20 protein-coding genes are annotated in these 19,578 nt (G+C 71.8%); 7 read left to right on the plus strand and 13 right to left on the minus strand.

The genetic code is table 11. The features are described 5' to 3' along the window. Positions 1 to 12 precede the first annotated feature (12 nt). On the plus strand, positions 13 to 597 hold the full coding sequence (locus tag ABZ374_RS08345; RefSeq protein WP_360308081.1) for a PH domain-containing protein: 585 nt from the start codon (positions 13 to 15) through the stop codon (positions 595 to 597). A gap of 243 nt (positions 598 to 840) precedes the next feature. On the opposite strand, the gene ABZ374_RS08350 is transcribed toward ABZ374_RS08345, so the two are convergent. From ABZ374_RS08350 to ABZ374_RS08370, 5 genes are all read right to left on the minus strand, one after another. Further along, positions 841 to 1,194: a hypothetical protein gene (locus ABZ374_RS08350; RefSeq protein WP_360308083.1), complete on the minus strand. Its 354-nt coding sequence runs from the start codon at positions 1,192 to 1,194 to the stop codon at positions 841 to 843. Positions 1,195 to 1,419: 225 nt separating this feature from the next. Continuing rightward, positions 1,420 to 3,114 carry a phospho-sugar mutase gene (locus tag ABZ374_RS08355; protein WP_360308086.1) on the minus strand — a complete coding sequence of 565 codons (1,695 nt, stop codon included), beginning with the start codon at positions 3,112 to 3,114 and terminating at the stop codon, positions 1,420 to 1,422. A 54-nt stretch (positions 3,115 to 3,168) separates the two neighbouring features. Beyond that, a complete protein-coding gene (locus ABZ374_RS08360) occupies positions 3,169 to 3,978 on the minus strand; it encodes a purine-nucleoside phosphorylase (RefSeq protein ID WP_360308089.1) in 810 nt (269 codons plus the stop codon). Positions 3,979 to 4,101: 123 nt separating this feature from the next. Next, positions 4,102 to 4,575, minus strand: a complete 474-nt coding sequence (locus ABZ374_RS08365) for a hypothetical protein (protein ID WP_360308092.1) — start codon at positions 4,573 to 4,575, stop codon at positions 4,102 to 4,104. A 77-nt stretch (positions 4,576 to 4,652) separates the two neighbouring features. Next, the gene (locus tag ABZ374_RS08370; RefSeq protein WP_020552649.1) at positions 4,653 to 5,093 is read right to left on the minus strand and encodes a gamma-glutamylcyclotransferase; all 441 of its coding nucleotides are present in this window, start codon (positions 5,091 to 5,093) and stop codon (positions 4,653 to 4,655) included. 36 nt (positions 5,094 to 5,129) lie between these two features. Between ABZ374_RS08370 and ABZ374_RS08375 the strand changes: the two genes are divergently transcribed. Further along, positions 5,130 to 6,548, plus strand: coding sequence for an NAD(P)H-quinone dehydrogenase (locus tag ABZ374_RS08375; RefSeq protein WP_360308096.1), 1,419 nt, complete (start codon positions 5,130 to 5,132; stop codon positions 6,546 to 6,548). 460 nt (positions 6,549 to 7,008) lie between these two features. Continuing rightward, positions 7,009 to 7,863, plus strand: a complete 855-nt coding sequence (locus tag ABZ374_RS08380) for a DeoR/GlpR family DNA-binding transcription regulator (protein WP_078975593.1) — start codon at positions 7,009 to 7,011, stop codon at positions 7,861 to 7,863. A 21-nt stretch (positions 7,864 to 7,884) separates the two neighbouring features. On the opposite strand, the gene ABZ374_RS08385 is transcribed toward ABZ374_RS08380, so the two are convergent. From ABZ374_RS08385 to ABZ374_RS08395, 3 genes are all read right to left on the minus strand, one after another. Further along, positions 7,885 to 8,643: a hypothetical protein gene (locus ABZ374_RS08385; RefSeq protein WP_360308099.1), complete on the minus strand. Its 759-nt coding sequence runs from the start codon at positions 8,641 to 8,643 to the stop codon at positions 7,885 to 7,887. Positions 8,644 to 8,763: 120 nt separating this feature from the next. Continuing rightward, on the minus strand, positions 8,764 to 10,530 hold the full coding sequence (locus tag ABZ374_RS08390; RefSeq protein WP_360308102.1) for a biotin carboxylase N-terminal domain-containing protein: 1,767 nt from the start codon (positions 10,528 to 10,530) through the stop codon (positions 8,764 to 8,766). A gap of 214 nt (positions 10,531 to 10,744) precedes the next feature. Further along, positions 10,745 to 10,918, minus strand: coding sequence for a hypothetical protein (locus ABZ374_RS08395; protein ID WP_360308105.1), 174 nt, complete (start codon positions 10,916 to 10,918; stop codon positions 10,745 to 10,747). Between the two features lie 263 nt (positions 10,919 to 11,181). Here ABZ374_RS08395 and ABZ374_RS08400 point away from each other — a divergent pair, with 263 nt between their 5' ends. Further along, a complete protein-coding gene (locus ABZ374_RS08400; protein WP_360308108.1) occupies positions 11,182 to 11,715 on the plus strand; it encodes a hypothetical protein in 534 nt (177 codons plus the stop codon). 61 nt (positions 11,716 to 11,776) lie between these two features. Here the strand turns inward: ABZ374_RS08400 and ABZ374_RS08405 are convergent, their stop codons facing one another. Both ABZ374_RS08405 and ABZ374_RS08410 read right to left on the minus strand, forming a co-directional pair. Next, positions 11,777 to 12,607, minus strand: coding sequence for a helix-turn-helix transcriptional regulator (locus ABZ374_RS08405; RefSeq protein WP_360308111.1), 831 nt, complete (start codon positions 12,605 to 12,607; stop codon positions 11,777 to 11,779). Between the two features lie 77 nt (positions 12,608 to 12,684). Then, positions 12,685 to 13,140 carry a hypothetical protein gene (locus tag ABZ374_RS08410; protein ID WP_360308114.1) on the minus strand — a complete coding sequence of 152 codons (456 nt, stop codon included), beginning with the start codon at positions 13,138 to 13,140 and terminating at the stop codon, positions 12,685 to 12,687. A gap of 233 nt (positions 13,141 to 13,373) precedes the next feature. Here ABZ374_RS08410 and ABZ374_RS08415 point away from each other — a divergent pair, with 233 nt between their 5' ends. Continuing rightward, positions 13,374 to 15,056, plus strand: coding sequence for a hypothetical protein (locus tag ABZ374_RS08415; RefSeq protein WP_360308117.1), 1,683 nt, complete (start codon positions 13,374 to 13,376; stop codon positions 15,054 to 15,056). Positions 15,057 to 15,063: 7 nt separating this feature from the next. Here the strand turns inward: ABZ374_RS08415 and ABZ374_RS08420 are convergent, their stop codons facing one another. The 3 genes from ABZ374_RS08420 to ABZ374_RS08430 form a co-directional block, all read right to left on the minus strand. Then, positions 15,064 to 15,672 carry a nucleoside triphosphate pyrophosphatase gene (locus ABZ374_RS08420; RefSeq protein WP_360308120.1) on the minus strand — a complete coding sequence of 203 codons (609 nt, stop codon included), beginning with the start codon at positions 15,670 to 15,672 and terminating at the stop codon, positions 15,064 to 15,066. 274 nt (positions 15,673 to 15,946) lie between these two features. Beyond that, the gene (locus ABZ374_RS08425; protein ID WP_360308123.1) at positions 15,947 to 16,144 is read right to left on the minus strand and encodes an acyl-CoA carboxylase subunit epsilon; all 198 of its coding nucleotides are present in this window, start codon (positions 16,142 to 16,144) and stop codon (positions 15,947 to 15,949) included. A 69-nt stretch (positions 16,145 to 16,213) separates the two neighbouring features. Then, positions 16,214 to 17,800, minus strand: coding sequence for an acyl-CoA carboxylase subunit beta (locus ABZ374_RS08430; RefSeq protein WP_360308126.1), 1,587 nt, complete (start codon positions 17,798 to 17,800; stop codon positions 16,214 to 16,216). Between the two features lie 103 nt (positions 17,801 to 17,903). Between ABZ374_RS08430 and ABZ374_RS08435 the strand changes: the two genes are divergently transcribed. Further along, positions 17,904 to 18,722, plus strand: coding sequence for a biotin--[acetyl-CoA-carboxylase] ligase (locus ABZ374_RS08435; protein WP_360308129.1), 819 nt, complete (start codon positions 17,904 to 17,906; stop codon positions 18,720 to 18,722). Between the two features lie 301 nt (positions 18,723 to 19,023). Next, a complete protein-coding gene (locus ABZ374_RS08440) occupies positions 19,024 to 19,554 on the plus strand; it encodes a PH domain-containing protein (protein WP_360308132.1) in 531 nt (176 codons plus the stop codon). Positions 19,555 to 19,578: the final 24 nt, after the last annotated feature.

Genomic DNA, 19,578 nt, shown 5'->3' on the forward strand with positions numbered 1-19,578 from the left:
CAATCACCGGTCATGAGCAGCGACGAGGACATCACCACGTATCGCTCCCGGCCGGCGCTGGCCGTAGGGGTGCTTCTGATCGCCGTCGGGGTGTGGATGGTGGTCGACACGCTGATCCGCGGGGAAGGCCGAACCAAATGGCTGGTTCTCGCCATCGTGATCTTCTTCGGATTCCTGGTGGTCGCGCTCACGCTTCGGTCGGCCGTGCTGGTCGGGCCGGATCGGCTGGTGATCCGCAACCCGTTCCGCACCATCGTGGTGCCGTGGGGCGCGGTGGAGCGAGTCCGGGCGGAGTACTCGATCGAGGTGCGCGCCGACGAGAAGTCGTTCCATATCTGGGCCATCCCGGTCTCGCTGCGCGAACGCAAGCGGGCACTGCGCCAACAGGGCCGCGCGGCGGCCGAGGACCCGTACGGCCACGGTGCCCACGACCTGCCCCAACTCTCCCGCGCCGACCAGGTCGTGGACGACCTGCGGGGAATGAGCGAGCAGTTCGCCAAGAAGTCCGCCGGCCCGGTCCAGGTCCACTGGTCCTCGGAAATCCTCGGCGGCATGGCCGTCTCCGGCCTCGCATCGGTCCTGCTGGGCCTGCTGTAGGACACGACCGGGCCTGCCACACGGCCCGGCCGACCCGATCCGGTCGGATCGAATCCGCCCGGCCGAGCAAAAGCCGGCCCGGCCGAGTCCCTCCTGTCCGGCCGACGCAATTCGGCCCGCCCGATGCAATCCGGCCTGCCCGAGCGAAAAACAGCCCGGCCGGCGTCCGGGGCCACCTCGGCCGAAGGCCGGGTCCGGGGCCGGCCCGCGTTCGAGCACAGGCCGGGCCGCAGGCCGGCCCATTCAGCGCGCGCCCCGCCGCAACACCCGTACGACGCTGTACAGCACGATCAACGCGCCGCTCACCGCAAGCGCGGCGACCGTGACCTCGCCGGCCAACGGCCCGCCGATGTCGAGTCCGCCCCACGCGGCGATGTCCTGCGCGGAGGACCGGAAGAGCGTGTCGGCGCCGCCGGAGAGCAGCGGGTAGGCGACGCCGAACGCGAGCACCGGCAGGACCAGTACCGCGCCGAGGAAGGTGGCGAGCGCCGGGATCGAGCGTCCGGCCTTCGCCCACTGCCACACGTATCGCAGGCGAGCGCGCATCGGGGCGTGCAGGGGGGTGTTCCGGGCGGGGAACCGGGTCAGGGTGGTCATGGTGTCCTCTTGGAACCGGAATCGGTTGACTTTTCCACGATCCGCCGGCCGACCCGCCGCGCACATCAACCCGAAGGGCCAAGCCGGCTCGGTACCCCGGTACCACCCGACCCGGATCCCGTACCTCGAAGGGTTCACCGGGCGCCGACACGCCGATGGGGCGGGCGCCCGTCCGGCCGCTCCGCCCCACCCGCGCGCATCGGCCCGATGCGACCGAATAGCGGGCTACATGCCCAGCGTCGTGGCCAGATCCCGCTTCAGCCGCTCCAGCGCCGCGTGGGCCGCCGTGCGAGCCGCGTCGATGCCGATTTCGGCGATCCGCTTCGGGTCGACCACGACCTCCAGGTAGGCCTTGAGCTTGGGCTCGGTCCCGGACGGTCGCACCACGACCCGGCCCGCCGTCAGGTCCGCGCCGTCGCCGGCCAGCGTGTAGCGCAGGCCGTCGGTGGGCGGCAGGCCGTCGGCCGCCGGGTGCAGCAGGTCGTCGGCGGCGGCCACGGCCAGGTCGCCGAGCGCCCGGGGGGTCTGCTCGCGCAGTGCCCGCATGGCGTCCGCGATGGATTCGAGGCGGTCCACCCGCACCGAATACTGGTCGGTCGCGTACAGGCCGTACCGCCCGGCGATGTCGTCCAGCAGACCGGGCAGCGTCCGGCCGTCCCGCTTGGCACCGGCCGCGAGTTCGGCCAGCATCAGCGCGGCCGTGACGCCGTCCTTGTCGCACACCCCGGCCGGGTCCACGCAGTAGCCCAGCGCCTCCTCGTACGCGAAGGCCAGGTTCGGCACCCGCGCGAGCCACTTGAAGCCGGTCAACGTCTCCGTGTAGGCGAGACCGTCGGCCTGCGCGATCGCGCCCAACAGCGAGGAGGACACGATCGTGGTGGCCAGCACGCCGTCGGTGCCCCGGCGGGCCACCTCGGCGCCGAGCAGTGCGCCGACCTCGTCGCCGCGCAACATCCGCCAGCCGCCCGCGACACTCGCGTCCGGTACCGCGACCGCACACCGGTCGGCGTCCGGATCGTTGGCGATCACCACGTCCGCGTCCTCGGCGAGCGCGGTGCGAAAGGCGAGGTCCATCGCCCCGGGCTCCTCCGGATTGGGGAACGCCACGGTCGGGAAGTCGGGGTCGGGATCGGCCTGTTCGGGCACCGGTCGCACGTCCGCGAAGCCCGCGCGATCGAACGCGCCGAGCATCACGGTGGTGCCCACACCGTGCATCGCGGTGTGCACGATCCGCACGTCGCGCGGGCCGGCCGGGTCGACCACGGTCAGCGCGCGGTCGAGGTAGGAGTCGATCAGCGCCTCGCCGAGTGTCTCCCAGCCGTCCTCGGCCCTCGGCACGTCGGCCAGCGGGCCGATCGCCGCGATCCGCCCGGCGATCTCCGCGTCGGCGGGCGGCACGATCTGCGACCCGTCGCCGAGGTAGACCTTGTAGCCGTTGTCGCGCGGCGGGTTGTGGCTCGCGGTGACCATCACCCCCGCGACGCAGCCCAGGTGCCGGATCGCATAGGCCAGCACCGGTGTGGGCAGCGGCCGGGGCAGCAGCAGCGCGTGCAGCCCGGCCGCCTCCAGCACGGCGGCGGTGTCCCGGGCGAACACGTCGGACTTGTACCGCGCGTCGAACCCGATCACCACCGCGTTGCGCGTCGCGGCGGGCGCGACCGTGTCGGTGAGGTAGACGGTCTTGAGGTATGCGGCCAGACCCGCCGCAGCGCGGATCACCACCGCGCGGTTCATCCGGTTCGGTCCCGCGCCCAACTCGCCGCGCAGCCCCGCGGTACCGAACTGGAGCAGCCCGGCGAAGCGATCCGCGAGGCCCTCCCGGTCGTCCGCTTCGAGCAACGCCTCGAGTTCGGCCCGGGTGTCCGGGTCCGGGTCCTCGGCCAGCCAGGCGCGCGCGATCTCGATGACGTCGCTCAACACGGACTCCTCGGTGCGGAAGGGATCGGGAGAGGGCGGGGACGGGACTACGGACGTTCAGATGCGGGGCAGGACCCGGGTCAGCAGGCGGCCCATGCGCTCGGCGGACGCGCGCCCGGCGGCCAGGACCTCTTCGTGGTTGAGCGGTTCGCCGGTCATGCCCGCGGCGAGGTTGGTGACCAGCGAGATGCCCAGGATCTCCGCGCCGGCCTCGCGCGCGGCGATGGCTTCGATGGTCGTGGACATGCCGACGAGGTGCCCGCCGATCGCGCGGACCATGCCGATCTCGGCCGGGGTCTCGTAGTGCGGGCCGGGGAATTGTACGTAGACGCCCTCTTCGAGGTCGGGCTCGACCTCGCGACACAACGCGCGTAGCCGCGGCGAATAGAGGTCGGTCAGGTCGACGAAGTTGGCCCCGACGATGGGGGACGCGGCGGTGAGGTTGATGTGGTCGCTGATCAGTACCGGCTGACCGGGTACGAAGGACGGCCGCAGGCCGCCGCAACCGTTGGTCAGCACGACGGCCTTGCAGCCGGCCGCGACCGCGGTGCGCACGCCGTGCGCGACGGACGCGACGCCGTGCCCCTCGTAGAGGTGGGTGCGGCCGAGGAAGACCAGCGCGCGACGGTCGCCGATGACCAGCGAGCGGACCGTGCCCGCGTGGCCCTCGACGGCGGGCGGCGGGAAGCCGGGCAGCTCGGTGACCGGGAACTCGTGCTCCGGGTCGCCCAGCATGTCGGCGGCGGGCACCCAGCCAGAGCCCATGACGAGCGCGATGTCGTGCGTGGCGGCACCGGTGAGCCGCTGAAGGCTTTCGGCGGCCTCGGCGGCGGCCGTGTACGGGTCGTGGCTATCCAATACGTTCACATCGATGAGCGTAAATGCTGTACCTGAGAACGGCGCGGGCGGGGTCTATGCGCGTAGAAGACTGTGATACGACCGCAATGACAGCGGGGGAGGACTGGTCATGGAAAGTGGTGATATGTCCGTTCAGGCGGGCGGAGTCTGCCACTGCTCGGGGGCGTCGGGGCCGGGGATGTACGCACCGCGACCGGTCGCGCCGGTCCAGGCGTTCCACAGGGTGGCGAGCTTGGTGTCGAACTCCCGATCGCGCTGGAGCATCGCGTCCAGCGGGACGGCGAGGTTGTACACCTTGCCGTCGGCGAGCACGAGTTGTATGGAGCGGCTGCCCAGCAGACGTCGCTCCCGCACGTTCGTGATCTCGGACCAGTCCAGCCGCAGGGTGCGGTATCGGCGACAGGTGATGCCCTGCGGAGTCAGTCGGGTCTCGAAGCGGGAGAAGAGGAAGAAGTTCAGGAGGAAGAGCGGGGCCACGAAGAGCGGGAAGTCTTCGGCGATTCCGTGGGTGGAGGCGCGCAGCGCGGACAACACGCCGAAGAGCGCGGCGAGCAGGAGGTGGAGCCAACGCTGCCGAAAACTCAGGGTGTAACGGATCTCGGGCACAGCGCGCTCCCCCACTCGGCACGACCGACGAGCCGAGTGTGGCAGGACGCCGGGCGAGTTTCGCCGGGGGGGCCGGGTTACGAGCAGGGGCGGTTGCGGAGTTCCTTGACGTAGTCGTCGGGGGCGCCGGCGGATTCGGCCGATTCGGCGACCATGCCGAGGTAGCGCGCCGACGGCAGGCCGCCCTCGTAGTCGTTGAGGACGTACAGCCACGCCAACTGCTCGCCGAACAGCGACTCCACCCGGACCCGGACCTTGCGGTACAGGCCGAGTGGCATGCCCTCCCAGCGGTCGAGGTCGGGCTCGTCCATCTCGGCCAGGTCGTACAGCGCGACGAATACCTGGGACAACTCGTCCTCGACGACCGTGGCCAGCGATCCGTCCCAACCCAACTGCTCGCCGCCGAAGGTCAGCCGCCAGCCGGGCAGCCAACCGGTGTGGCGCAGAGGGGAGTGTGGGGCACGCCGAGCCATCTGCCGCGCGTCGAGGTTGCTTGCGTACGCGGCGTAGAGGGGCATGGCCGCAGCCTACGCGACGAGCGGGCATGGGAGAGAATGACACCCGTGACTCGGATTGTGATCGTAGGCGGAGGACCCGGCGGGTACGAGGCGGCTTTGGTCGCGGCACAGCTCGGAGCCGAGGTGACGGTGGTAGAGCGCGAAGGTGTGGGTGGTGCGGCTGTACTGACGGACTGTGTCCCGTCCAAGACCCTGATCGCCACGGCCGAGGTCATGACGAACTTCGCCGACTCGCACCACGAGCTCGGCATCTACGTCGACGACGGCACCCCCGGCACGCTGGATCGCCCGATCGTGGGGGTGGACCTGGGCGTGGTCAACCGGCGCGTGTTGCAACTGGCCAAGGCCCAGTCCAACGACATCGCGCAGGGCGTCACGCGCGCCGGTGTGCGGGTGCTGCGCGGCACCGCCCGCCTGGACGGGCCGCGCCGCGTGGTGGCCGACCTGGCCGACGGCACCGAGCGCACGCTGGACGCGGACGCGATCCTGATCTCCACCGGCGCCCACCCGCGCGAGATTCCGGGTGCGGAGCCGGACGGCGAGCGCATCTTGAACTGGAAGCAGATGTACGGCCTGTCCGAGCTGCCGCGCGAGCTGATCGTGGTCGGCTCCGGCGTCACCGGTGCCGAGTTCGCCGGTGCGTACCAGGCGCTCGGCTCGAAGGTGACCCTGGTCTCCAGCCGGGACCGGGTGCTGCCGGGCGAGGACCCGGACGCGGCCGAGGTGCTCGAAGGCGTCTTCCGGCGGCGCGGCATGCGGGTGATGTCGCGCTCGCGGGCGGAGAGCGTCAAGCGGGACGGGGACAGCGTCATCGTCACCCTGACCGACGGCCAGATCGTCGAGGGCAGCCACTGCCTGGTCGCCGTCGGCGCGATCCCGAACACCTCGGGCATCGGTTTGGAGGAGGCCGGAGTCTTCCTCAAGGACACCGGACACGTGCGGGTGGACCGGGTCTCGCGCACCACCGCGAACGGGGTGTACTCGGCGGGCGACTGCACCGGCGTCTTCGCGCTCGCGTCGGTCGCGGCGATGCAGGGGCGGATCGCGATGTACCACATGCTCGGCGACGCGGTGGCCCCGCTGAACCTCAAGGCCGTGTCCTCGAACGTGTTCACCGACCCGGAGATCGCCACGGTCGGCTATACCCAGGCCGCGATCGACGCGGGCGAGATCGATGCGCGCGGGGTGAAGCTGCCGCTGTCGCGCAACCCGCGCGCGAAGATGCAGGGCATTCACGACGGTTTCGTGAAGCTGTTCTGTCGCCCGGGGACCGGGATCGTGGTCGGCGGTGTGATCGTGGCGCCGCGCGCGAGCGAGTTGATCCACACCGTCGCGCTCGCCGTGGACCTGCACTTGACGGTCGACCAGATCGCCAGCGGATTCACCGTCTACCCGTCCCTTTCGGGATCGATCGCGGAAGCCGCCCGGCAATTGCACCGGCGCGAGCGTTCCTGACCGGGGCCGGGGCCGGGGCGAATCGGCCCGGACGACCTCGGGCGGCCCCGAGTTCAAGATCGATAAGGCGCGCAGGATCGGTGCGGTCGAGTACGGGTGGCCTCCGGCGTGCGAGGGGCGCGCGGAATTCGGATTCCGCGCTCCCGGGGACTCCACTTACGGGTGGCTTTTCTCGAACATCCGCTGTGCTCCGAGGCCGCCGCGCATACTCGAATCGGACCGGGTGTGATCGCCGCCTCGCGGTGTGTTCCGCATCCGTCGAGCCCGGCTGACGCGGAATCAAAATCGGTGTACAGCAGCGGTATCCGGCTCCGGGCGAGCAGCGTTATGGTTGGCCCTCCCGAACGCTGCGGCTTCGCTGCGCCCGGAAACCGAAGCGGTCTTATCACTTTGATGAACAAGTTCGGGTAAGAGTCGCAAGCGGCTGATAAGAGCCGGTCGTTCGCGTTACCTTCGTCACGTGTTCGCAGCAGAGCGTCGTCAACTGATTCTTGAAATGGTGCGGGCCAACGGAGCGGTGTCCCTACGGGAACTCGCCCGGGTGGTCCAGACGTCCGAGGTGACGGTTCGGCGGGACGTGCGGGCCCTGGAAGCCGAAGGGCTGCTCGACCGTCGGCACGGTGGAGCGGTACTGCCCGGTGGGCTGTCCCGTGAGCCGAGCTATTCGCAGAAGACCCACCTCGCGGCGGCTGAGAAGGCGGCCATGGCCGACCTCGCGGTCTCCCTCGTCGACGAGGGGGACGCGATCGTCGTGGGCGCCGGCACCACCACGCAGGAGTTGGCCCGCAGGCTGGCCCGGATCCCGGGCCTGACCGTGGTCACCAACTCCCTCCTCGTCGCGCAGGTCCTCGCCCACGCCAATCGGGTCGAGGTCGTGATGACCGGCGGCACGCTGCGCGGGTCGTCCTACGCGTTGGTCGGCAGCGGAGCCGAGCAGGCCCTGGCGGGTCTGCGCGTGCGTCGCGCGTTCGTGTCCGGCAACGGGCTGACCGCCGAGCGTGGCCTGTCCACCCCCAACATGCTGTCCGCGAGCGTGGACCGCGCCCTGATCCAGGCCGCCCACGAGGTCGTCGTCATGGTCGATCACACCAAGATCGGTGTGGACACCATGTTCCAGACGGTGGCCCCCGAGCGCATCACCCACCTCGTCACCGACGAGGATGCTCCCGGCCCGGAGAGCGAGGCCCTGGCCGAACTGGGCGCACAGGTGCACATCGCCCCCCTTCCGCAACGGGCCGTTCCCGGCGCTCGTGCGGAGTTCAACGGGGAGCGGATGCGGGACATGCGCGTCCCGGGGGTGATGCCCGACCAGTGATCACGACCCCGTGCTCAGGTGTCACTCGCCGACTGCCCGGCGCCCCCCGGGCAACGCGCTCCGCACCTGTTCGACCAGGTCACCGCCGAAGGCGCCGTACCCCGTCGCCGACCACACGCTTTGCTCCGCCGGGATCTCGTAGTAGGGCAGGTACGCCCCGTCGGCGACCCGCGCGGTGAGGATGTCCGGCATCGTGCGCTCGCTCCCGGCGATCAGACACGCCCAGCAGGCCGGTACCGGCGCGGCCAGACCTCGCATCGCCCACCGCATCGTGGCGTGCGCGGCGCCGTGCAACGGGTTGAACAGACACACCGACACCTCGAACCGACGATCCGGGCCCACCTCGTCCGTCGCATCGTGCTGCTCCGCGGCCACCTCCAGCGCGCGGACACCGTGCCACACCAACAACCACGCACCCGCGAGATCGGGAAGATCGTCCGCGTCCCGCAGCACCCACGACGCCGCCTCGCCCGCGTCCAGTGCCCGCAGTTGTGCCGCCAACGCGGCCGGCCGCCCGGCCGGTACCAGCGCCTGCGTGCGCCGGGTCAATTCGGCGAGTCGTTCGCTCACGTCCGCGCGCAGCCACGCGAGCAACTCGGCCCGCGCCCGCTCCAGCAACTCGGGCGGTACCGAGAAGACGGCCGGCTCACCCGACGCGGTGATGCGCGAGGGTGGGCGCGGCGACCGGGCGCCACGTCGACGATTCGACCAGCGCATGCCCAGGGCGGCCCCGGTGCCGCCGGCCGCGACGGCGGTGGCGAGCAGAAACCAGAGGTCCAAGCCGAGCCCCCTGCGACTTCGGTCGGCGCGGACGAGCGCCCCCGCGCCGACGTGTCGGGCGGGGGCGCTCGGGTCGCCCACCCGCACGATCGTGGCCGATCCGCGGGTGGGCGACCCGGATCAGTCCTTGATCTCGCAGAGCACCGCGCCGGAGGTGACCGTCGCGCCGACCTCGGCGACCAGGCCCTTGACCGTGCCCGCCCGGTGGGCGTTGAGCGGCTGTTCCATCTTCATCGCCTCCAGGACCACGATCAGCTCGCCCTCGGCGACCTGCTGACCCTCCTCGACCGCGACCTTGACGATGGTGCCCTGCATCGGGCTGGCCAGCGAGTCACCGCTCGCCGCGGCGCCGGCCTTCTTGGCACCGCCGCGCTTGGGCGCCTTCTTGCCCGCGGCCGGGGCCGCGCCGGACGCGCCGAGGCCCGCCGGGAGGGTGACCTCGAAGCGCCGACCGTTGACCTCGACCACGACGGTCTCGCGCTCGCCGGCCTCCTCGGCCGAGTCCGCGCCGCCGCCGAACGGGGCGATCGTGTTCTCGAACCCGGTCTCGATCCACCGGGTGTGCACCGTGAACGGGTCGGTCGAGCCGGCCAGCTCGGGCGCGAACGCCGGGTCCACCACCACCTCGCGGTGGAAGGTGAGCGCGGTGGCCATGCCGTCCACGACGAACTCGTCCAGCGCGCGCTTGGCCCGCTGGAGCGCCTGCTTGCGGTCGCGACCGGTGACGATCAGCTTCGCGAGCAGCGAGTCCCACGCCGGGCCGATCACCGAACCCTGCTCGACGCCCGAGTCCAGGCGCACGCCCGGGCCGGACGGCGGAAGCCACTTGGTGACCTCGCCGGGAGCGGGCAGGAAGCCGCGCCCCGGGTCCTCGCCGTTGATCCGGAACTCGAACGAGTGGCCGCGCAGCGGCGGGTCGTCGTAGCCGAGCGCCTCGCCGTCGGCGATCCGGAACATCTCGCGCACCAGGTCGATGCCGGTCACCTCTTCGGTGACCGGGTGCTCGACCTGGAGACGGGTGTTGACCTCCAGGAAGGAGATGGTGCCGTCCTGGCCCACCAGGAACTCGCAGGTCCCGGCGCCGACGTAGCCGGCCTCCTTGAGGATGGCCTTCGACGCGCGGTACAGCTCGGCGTTCTGCTCCTCGGTCAGGAACGGCGCGGGCGCCTCCTCGACGAGCTTCTGGTGCCGGCGCTGGAGCGAGCAGTCGCGGGTGGACACGACCACCACGTTGCCGTGGGTGTCGGCCAGACACTGGGTCTCGACGTGCCGCGGCTGGTCCAGGTACCGCTCGACGAAGCACTCGCCGCGGCCGAACGCGGCCACCGCCTCACGCACCGCCGAGTCGTACAGCTCGGGAACCTCTTCGAGGGTGCGGGCCACCTTGAGGCCGCGCCCGCCACCGCCGAAGGCGGCCTTGATGGCGATCGGCAGGCCGTTGGCCTTCGCGAACTCCACCACTTCCTCGGCACCCGAGACCGGGTCCGGGGTGCCGGCGACCAGGGGCGCGCCGGCCCGCTGGGCGATGTGCCGGGCGGCCACCTTGTCACCGAGGTCGCGGATCGCCTGCGGCGGCGGTCCGATCCAGGTGAGGCCGGCGTCCAGCACGGCTTGGGCGAATTCCGCGTTCTCCGACAGGAATCCGTATCCGGGGTGGATGGCGTCCGCGCCGGAGTCCTGGGCGGCCTGCAAAACCTTGGCCACGTCCAGGTAACTCTCGGCCGGAGTGTTTCCGCCGAGCGCGTGGGCCTCGTCGGCCACCCGCACGTGCAGAGCATCCCGGTCCGGTTCGGCGTAGACGGCCACACTGGCGATGCCGGCATCCCGGCATGCTCGGGCGACGCGGACCGCGATTTCCCCACGGTTGGCGATGAGTACCTTGCGCACGATCTGGCTCCCTCCTGAACTGCGGAGAGTCTAGGGATTCGAAGGCGGGCACAATCGGCCGCCCCACCTCGTCATGGGTACGGCAACCCGCCATGTTCATGGCCTGCGATGGAGCTGCCGGCCACGTTGCCGGTGGGGTCAACGTACTCCGCAGGTGCCGGGCGCCGATGCCCGGGTATACCTGAAACGTGTTCCAGTTATGTGTCGGGTCCCGTCAGCCGCCCAGGCAGTCGCCGCCGGTGGAGCGCCCGAGCGGCCCGCTTTCGGGGACGTTCGCCCCCGCCATCTTCCCGCAGTGCTTGCAGGCCTTGGCCCACGGATTGCCCGCCGGTCCGTCCGGCCCGTACTGATACACCCACTCGTGCTCGTCGTGAGCCTCGGCACACATGTCCCACGCATTACCCGGTTCCCGCACGTTCGGCACTCTCGACTCTCTCCTCGCCGTACCCCGTGCGCAGGCTACGAGCACACGCGGCCGAAAGAGGCCGAAACGCGCAAACCGCCTGACCTCGACGGGACCGCCCGCGGCCGCGGGTCGCCGGGGTTCGCTACCCGACCGGGCGGTATTCGGCTCGTGGTGTTTCCCCCGGGCGGGGCCGGCTGCCACGATGTGAACCGCTACGGCATCCCATGCCTGGGCAGGAGGTACTGGTGGCAGAGGTGTTCTTGCGCCGGCTGACCCGTTGGCAGGCCGACCAACAGCGGGAATCCGTCGCGGATACGTACGTCAAGACCTACGGCGAGGACCCGCCGGGCCGCCCCGATTTCCTGCGGCGCTACGCCGACCACATCCAACAGCCCGGGTTCGAGATGGTGGTCGCGAACGGAGCCGGCGCGGCGGCGGGCTGCACGTACGGCTTCCCGCCTCGGCGGGCGAGCGGCTGGTGGACCGGATTCCACGGGGAACTGGCCGAGGACGTGGCCGAATCGGCGGCGGCCGGCAAGGTGTTCGTGATCGTGGACCTCATGGTCGTACCCCAGCACCGACGTCAGGGACTGGCCGGCCGGATGCGGGAGAAGTTGCTCGCGGGCACCGATGCCACCTTCGCCGCGGCGCGGGTGCCCCGGGACAACCATGCCGCGCTCGCGGCGCTGCGATCCTGGGACTGGGCCCGCCTCGGCGAGTGGCGCCCCGACCCGGTGACCCGGCCGGCCGAGGTCTGGGGCCACCGGCTCCGCGGCTGAACCCGCCGTCGAACCGAGACCGAGCCCCGACCCGGCCGGCCATCCCCACCCACCCCGACCGTCAGTCGCCGTGCAATTCGCGCAGGATCTGCCCGGTGCGCTTGTCCGCGGGGTAGAACGACTCGATCGAGATCTCCGCCACGGTGATGTCGACCGCGGTGCCGAACGTGGCCACCGTGCTCACGAAGGACAACACCTCACCGCCGAACCGGATGCCCAACGGGATGGCCGGCGCGCCGGGCCCGGCCGCGTTCGGCGGCTCGCCGCCCGGGTAGCCGCTCACCTCGTCGTACAGTTCCCGGACCAGCAGGTCCCCGGTGATCGCGACCTGCCGACGCAGTCGGTGCAGCAGATGCGCGCGCCACTGCGGGAGGTTGACGATCCGCGGCGCCATGCCCTCGGGGTGCAGGCTCACCCGATAGGCGTTGAGCGGATCGGTGAGCAACTCGGGGGCCACGCCCTCGGTGAACAGCGCGATGCTCGGGGTCGCGTCGACGATGTTCCAGGCCCGGTCCACGATCACCGCCGGGTAGGGACCGTGCCCGACCAGGATCTGGCGCATCGCGGTCATCACCGCGTGCAATTCCGGCGCGTCCAGCCGGCTTTCGTTGTACGCCGGGGCATGGCCCGCGGCCAGGAGCATCCGGTTGCGTTCGCGCAGCGGGACCTCCAGGTATTCGGCCAGCCGCAACACCATGTCCCGGCTGGGCACCGCGCGGCCGGTCTCGATGAAGCTCAGGTGCCGGGTGGACACCTCGACCTCCGCGGACAGCTCCAGTTGGCTCAGCCGTCGGTGTTGCCGCCAGTGCCGGATCAACTCGCCGCTCGATCGGCGGCCGGCGGGGCGGCCGGCGGGCCGCTCGGTGACGATGCTCCCGGGTCCCGAACTCATGGCACCCGACCGTACGCGGTGTTCCACGAACGCGGCACGACGCCTCCTCGACGGCCCGACGGCCTTCCCGCCGACGGTCATCGCACGGACCTGTTCGCCTTGCGCAGCCCGAAGATCTGCAGATCGACGAAGCCGAGCACCGCGATCGCCTGGAGCACGACGAGCGTGGTGCCCAGGCCGGTCGGGTCCAACCAGCCCGCGCCGGCCATCACCAGGCTGTCCGCGAACCACAGCAGGTTGAGGGCGATCACCACGCGTGTGCCGATGCGATGCGGCGCGGACCGGCCGGCCACCCGCCACACGGCCGACGCGTAGAGCAGCAGGAACGCACCGAGGCTGGCCAGGAACGCGGTGGGCAGGCCGAGGGCGCCGTCGAAGGCGGCACAACCGGCCAGCGCGGCCAGGCCCACCACGCCGGTGGCGATCGCGTCCAGGCGCAGCGCGATGCGCAGCAGGCCGGTGTCGCCGCGGACGGCGCCGTCGCCGGTCGATCCACCGGCCGCGAACGTGGAGTGCAGGGACTGGGCGCTCATGGGGTCCTCCAGGGTTCGATTGCCGACACCCACGACTGTGCTCGACACGTGGTGGGGCGGTCGATTCCCTCCGAGGTAATGGCCGCGGACGTCGCGGCGATGCCCGGCGATCGAGGGATGGTCGAGGGACTTCCGGCGGATCCGAACCGATGGGGTCCGCGTCTTCCGCTTCGGGAGCGGACAACCGCCGCTCTTCCCTAAGCTGCCTGTACGACGACCCGGGGGAGACGGCCATGGCCGGCGGAGTGATACGCAAGGCCTACGAGGCCGGCGCCGGATTCGCGGAGGGCCGTGCGCGGCGCCCCGAACCGGTGGGCCGGTTGTCCCTGGAGTGGGTGCCCGGTGCGCTGTTGGTCGTGCTCGGCACGGCTGCCGCGCTGGTACTGCTCCGGGCCGGCATCGACCCCGCCGTACCGGTTCCGGCCGCCGCGGACCCGGCCGACTACGGATCGTTCCCGGCGCCGACGATCGCGGGCGCCGACGACTGGTCGGTGTGGGATCTGATCGCGGTGTTGTTGCCGTGGGCGGTGCCGCTGGTGATCGGCGGCGTCGGACTCACCGACAGCGTCTTCACCCATCGCCGCGGCGCGGTCGGCGGCGTGCTGGTGATCGGCCTGGCCGGCGCCGCGCTGACCACCGCGCTCGACCCGATCGCCACGCACTACGACGGCTCGGGCGACGCGCGCTGGCTCGGCTTCGTCTACCTGTTGCGGTTCGGCTTCGCGGTTCAGGTGCTGATCGGCGTGGTGTTGTGGATCCACCTCGCGGTGCCGCGACACCAGGCGCCGCTGAACGCCGCGTTCGCGGCGACGCTCGCGGCCGCCGTACCACTGCTGTTCGTGCTCGGCGGGTCGGACGTGCTCGATCCGATGTGGGAGTCCGGGGCCGGTCTGCAGACCTGGCTGCCGCTGGTCGCGTTCGGCTACCTGTTGCTCCTGCTGCCCACCGGACGGGTGCTGGTCCCGCCCGGCCGAGGCTGGCAGGAATCCGAAGCGGGCGCCTCCGGTGGGGTGTTCCTGCTCGGGTTGGTCGGCGTCGGGGTCGCCGCGGCGTCCGTGGTGATGGGCGAGGACAAGCCCAAGGTGCTCGGGCTGTGGCCGATCGTCGCGTTGGCGGGCTGCCTGGTCGCCGCGGTGCTGACCTATCGGGTGGACGGGGTGCGTTCGGTCGCGGGCGCGCTGTTGGCGATGGCGGTCGGGCTGGCCGCGTTCCCGGCCGCGCTGTTCGCGTGGGACCGTACCGAGGGCAACCCGGGGCTGGGGTTGGACGGTCCGGGCGAATACCTGCCGTGGCTGCTCGGGCTCGCCGTCGCGGGCATCCTGGGCGCGGTCGCGGCCCGGACACTGGGGGCGTACGCGATCGGCCTGGCCGCACTCGCCCTGGTCCTGGCCGAGTTCATCGGCCCCGCGGCCGGCTCCGGGCATCAGCTCGCGGTGCGCTGTGCGGGCGCGGCGGCGATCGGCGTGGTGATCGGCGGGCTGCGTCCGGAGGCGGCGATCGCGGCATTCGGCCTGGGCGCGGCATGCGGACCGGTGTGGCCGGAACTGCAGGCCGCGTCGGCCGACTACGGCTGGGTGGAGTGGCTGACCGAGAAGCCCGGCGGGGTACCGCTACCGCTGCTCGTGCTCGCCGCGATCGCGCTGCCGCTCGCACTGCTGGCCGCACTGCGCGGCACCCCGCCGCCGCGTGCTCCCGGGCGCGGCCCGGGCCCCGGTCCCGGCCCGGTCGGCGCACCGGTCCCCGGCGGCGGCCCGTGGGCACCGAACGCCTACGCCGAACCCGCCCCGCAGCCGTATCTGCCGCAGCAGCAGCCGAGCCCCGGCGCGTACCCCCCGCAACCGCCGTCCGGGCTGTCGGGCCTGGGCCCCGGCCCGGTCCGGCGCGACCTGAACCGGCCGGACGGGCCCACCTCCTGACGGCCCCTCAGGTCCAGAGATCGACGATCCGCACACCCACACCGGCCAGGAGCCGGCGCAGCAGCGGCAGCGACAGGCCGATCACGTTGCCCGGGTCGCCGTCGATGCCGTCCACGAACGGCGACGCGTAGCCGTCCAGGGTGAAGGCGCCCGCCACGTGCAGCGGTTCACCGGTGGCGATGTACGCGGCGACCTCGTCGTCGTCCGGCGTCCCGAACCGCACCGTGGTGGCCGCCACGTCGGACACCCGCAGTCCGCTGCGCCGGTCGATCACGCAGTGCCCGGTCAGCAGCACCCCGGCGCGTCCGCGCATCGACTGCCAGCGCTCCCACGCCTCGGCGGCGTCGGCCGGCTTGCCCAGCGCGCGGCCGTCCAACTCCAGGACCGAGTCGCAGCCCACGACCAGTTCGTCGGCCGTGAGCCCGGCGGCCACCGCGTCGGCCTTGGCCTCGGCCAGGAGCAGCGCGAGTTCGCGCGGCGTGCCGGCGGCGAGCGCGTCCTCGTCGACGCCGCTGACCACGACCTTGGGGTCCATCCCGGCGTCGCGCAGCAGTTTCAGGCGTGCGGGGGAGGCCGAGGCGAGCACGAGGGAACGGGAGGGGGCACGGTCGGTCATGCCGCCAACGTACCGGGCCGCGGCGCGCCGATCGGGCACGGGCCGCCCGGTCACAGGCCGAGCACGAGCAGACCGAGGATCACCACCACGGGCAGGATCCACACGGCGCGCCGTAGCTGGGCCACGGCGCGCCGGGTTTCCTCGGAGAACTCGTCACGGTCACGCATGCACTCATCGTGCGACGGGTGTCACCGGGCGATCTTGAGTACGAGTACTCAAGTCGGGTCGTGCGATTTACCGACCTTCGAGGTGCGAAGGTCGCGGATGTGTTCGTTCAGGAGGGCCAGGCGCTCGCGCGCCAGGCACCGGGCCCCGGTCGCAACGGTCGGCGCACCAGCCGGGCCGGCGCGTTCCACTGCGAGGGCGCGGCGGGTTCCGGCGCGACGGTGCCGCCGCTCGCCTTGGCCGCCACGACGGTGACGATCACCGCCAGTTCCTCCGGGGTGGGTTCACCCCGCACCACCTTGATCATGGGGACCTCCAGGCCCTGGCCGGGCCGGTCCGCGGCGCACGCGCCGGGACCGACCCGGTGTGGTCCGACTTACAGCGGGATGTTGCCGTGCTTCTTCGGCGGCAGCGTCTCGCGCTTGCCGCGCAGCGCACGCAGCGCCTTGACCACGTGCGCCCGGGTCGAGGACGGGCGGATGACCGCGTCCACGTAGCCGCGCTCGGCGGCCACGTACGGGTTGCACAGCGTGTCCTCGTACTCCTGGATCAGCCGCGCGCGGGTCGCCTCGGGATCGTCCGAGGCGGCGATCGTGCGCCGGTGCAGGATGTTCGCCGCGCCCTGCGCGCCCATCACCGCGATCTGCGCGGTCGGCCAGGCCAGGTTGACGTCGGCCCCCAGGTGCTTGGAGCCCATCACGTCGTACGCACCGCCGTACGCCTTGCGGGTGATGATGGTCACCAGCGGCACGGTCGCCTCGGCGTACGCGTAGATCAGCTTCGCGCCGCGGCGGATGATGCCGTTCCACTCCTGGTCGGTGCCGGGCAGGAAGCCGGGCACGTCCACGAAGGTCAGCACCGGGATGTTGAACGCGTCGCAGGTGCGCACGAAGCGCGCGGCCTTCTCGGACGCGTCGATGTCCAGCGTGCCGGCGAACTGCATCGGCTGGTTCGCCACGATGCCCACGGACCGACCTTCGACCCGGCCGAAGCCGACCACGATGTTCGGCGCGAACAGCGGCTGGACCTCCAGGAAGTCCGCGTCGTCCAGGACGTGCTCGATCACCGTGTGGATGTCGTACGGCTGGTTCGCCGAGTCCGGGATCAGCGTGTCCAGATCCCGGTCGAAGTCGGTGGTCTCCAGGTCGGCGGCCTCGTCGAAGGACGGGGCCTCCTCCAGGTTGTTGCTCGGCAGGTAGGACAGCAGGCCCTTGACGTACTCCAGCGCGTCCTTCTCGTCCGCGCCCATGTAGTGCGCGTTGCCGGACTTGCTGTTGTGCGTGCGGGCGCCGCCGAGGTCCTCCATCGTGACGTCCTCGCCGGTGACCGTCTTGATGACGTCGGGACCGGTGATGAACATCTGCGAGGTCTGGTCGACCATCACGACGAAGTCGGTGAGCGCGGGCGAGTACACGTGGCCGCCGGCCGCGGCGCCCATGATCAGCGAGATCTGCGGGATCACGCCGGAGGCGATCACGTTGCGGCGGAAGATCTCGCCGTACAGGCCGAGCGAGACGACACCCTCCTGGATGCGCGCGCCGCCGCCCTCGTTGATGCCCACCAGCGGGACGCCGGTCTTGATCGCGAGGTCCTGGATCTTGACGATCTTCTCGCCGTAGACCTCGCCCAGGCTGCCTCCGAAGACGGTGACGTCCTGGGAGAACACGCACACCTGGCGACCGTCGACCGTGCCGGAACCGGTCACCACGCCGTCGCCGTAGGGGCGGTTGCTCTCCAGACCGAAGTTGGTGGAGCGGTGCCGCGCGAACTCGTCGAGTTCGACGAACGAGCCCTCGTCGAGCAGGTACTCGATCCGCTCGCGCGCGGTCATCTTGCCCTTGGCGTGCTGCTTCTCGACCGCTCGGGCGCTGCCCGCGTGTACCGCCTCGTCGATGCGGCGCTCCAGGTCGGCCAGCTTCCCGGCGGTGGTGTGGATGTCGGGCTCGCCCTGTACTGGGTCCATCGTGCTGGCTCCTGTCACGTCGAACGGCGGCGATCGGTAGCGTATCCGCGCCACGCCGGCGACCATCACCGCCCTGCCCCCCAGTGCCTTCTAGGGTGATCGGATGGACTCTCCTTTCACGGATCTCAACCGCCCTCCGCTGCGTGAGGCGGCGCTGCGCCAGGCTCTGCTGGTACCCGGTGGGCTGTGGCGCGAGATCGACGTCTTGCCCGAGACCGGATCGACCAACTCCGACCTCGCCCGGCGGGGCGACGAGCAGGAGGGGCTGGTTCTGGTCGCCGAGTCGCAGGTGGCGGGGAAGGGCCGGCTGGACCGGCGCTGGAGTGCGCCGCCGCGTTCGGGCATCGCGATGTCGGTGACGCTGGCACCGACCGAGGTGCCGGTCGCGCGCTGGGGCTGGTTGCCGTTGCTCGCCGGGGTCGCCGCGGCCTCGGCGGTGTCCCGGGTGACCGGCGTGGACGCGCGTCTGAAGTGGCCCAACGACCTGCTCGTGGGCGAACGCAAGCTGGCCGGGATCCTGGCCGAGCGGGCCGGCGCCGGGGTGGTCCTGGGGATCGGCCTGAACGTCTCGCTGCGCGAGGAGGAACTGCCGGTCCCGACCGCGACCTCGTTGGCGTTGGCGGGCGCCGAGAACACCGACCGCGATCCGATCCTGCGCGCGATCCTGCGCGAGCTGGAGGAGTGGTACACCCGTTGGCGGCTGGCCGGCGGCGACGCGCGCACGAGCGGCCTGCTCACCGCCTATACCGACGCGTGCGCCACGATCGGCCGCCGGGTACGGGTCGAACTGCCCGCCGACCGCACCCTGGAGGGCCCGGCCACCGGCATCGACGAGGACGGCCGCCTCCTGGTCACCACCTCGGCGGGCTCCACCGCGGTGGGGGCCGGCGACGTCGTCCACGTCCGCCCGACGGCCGACTGACCACACCCCGGGACGGCCCCGTGCCGAGGCCGTCCCGGCTCCTTCCGGCCGGCGGCGGCACGCGCACACTCGTCCCGGGCCACGACGGCGTTTGTCTCCCGCGGCCTCGTCGCCCCGGCCACCCGTCCCCGTCTCCTCGGCCGCGAGGCCGTTTCGGCTCCGCCGCCGCCCGACATCCGCGGCCCGCCCATCGCACGCAGCGGATGAGGCGGGCGGGCGCAAAACCCCGTGCCTTCGGCACGCCTCCCGGCCGCCCGCCCCAGGGCCCCGCACAATCGGTGGTGACTCACCAGGAGGCCCGGTGTTCACCATCACAGCCGAGGTCGACGACGACACACTCTTCGTCGTGCGCCCGCACTGGATGCACCTCGTCCGCCCCACCCTCGCCCTCTTCGGCACCGTCGCGGTCACCGGTTTCCTCGCCGCGCTGACCTCACCGGACGCCGCCTCGGGTTGGATTCGGTCCGCCGTACTCCTGGCCGGGCTCGCGGTCCTGGCCCGCTGGAGCATCGCCCCGTGGCTGGCCTGGCTGGGCACGCTGTACGCGGTCGCCGCCGATCGGCTGACCGTGCGTACCGGCACCTTGACCCGGGAGATCCGGGTGGTGCCGTTCGCCCGCGTGGAGGACGTACTCGTCGAGCACGAGTCGTTCGTGGACCGCGTGCTCGGCGCCGGCACCGTCGTACTGGTCCCCGTCGGCGACCGGGAGCAGCTCGAACTGCCCGGTCTGCCGCACGCGGTGCGGCTGCAGAGCGAGCTGCTGGTACTCGTCGAGCGGGCCGCCGCGGGGCGGAAGAAGTACCCGGCACCGCCCGACCCCGAACCTTTGTGACCCCCGACACGTAGTGTGGCTCCG

The organism is Embleya sp. NPDC005971, assembly GCF_040629175.1.
Taxonomy (GTDB): Bacteria; Actinomycetota; Actinomycetes; order Streptomycetales; family Streptomycetaceae; genus Embleya.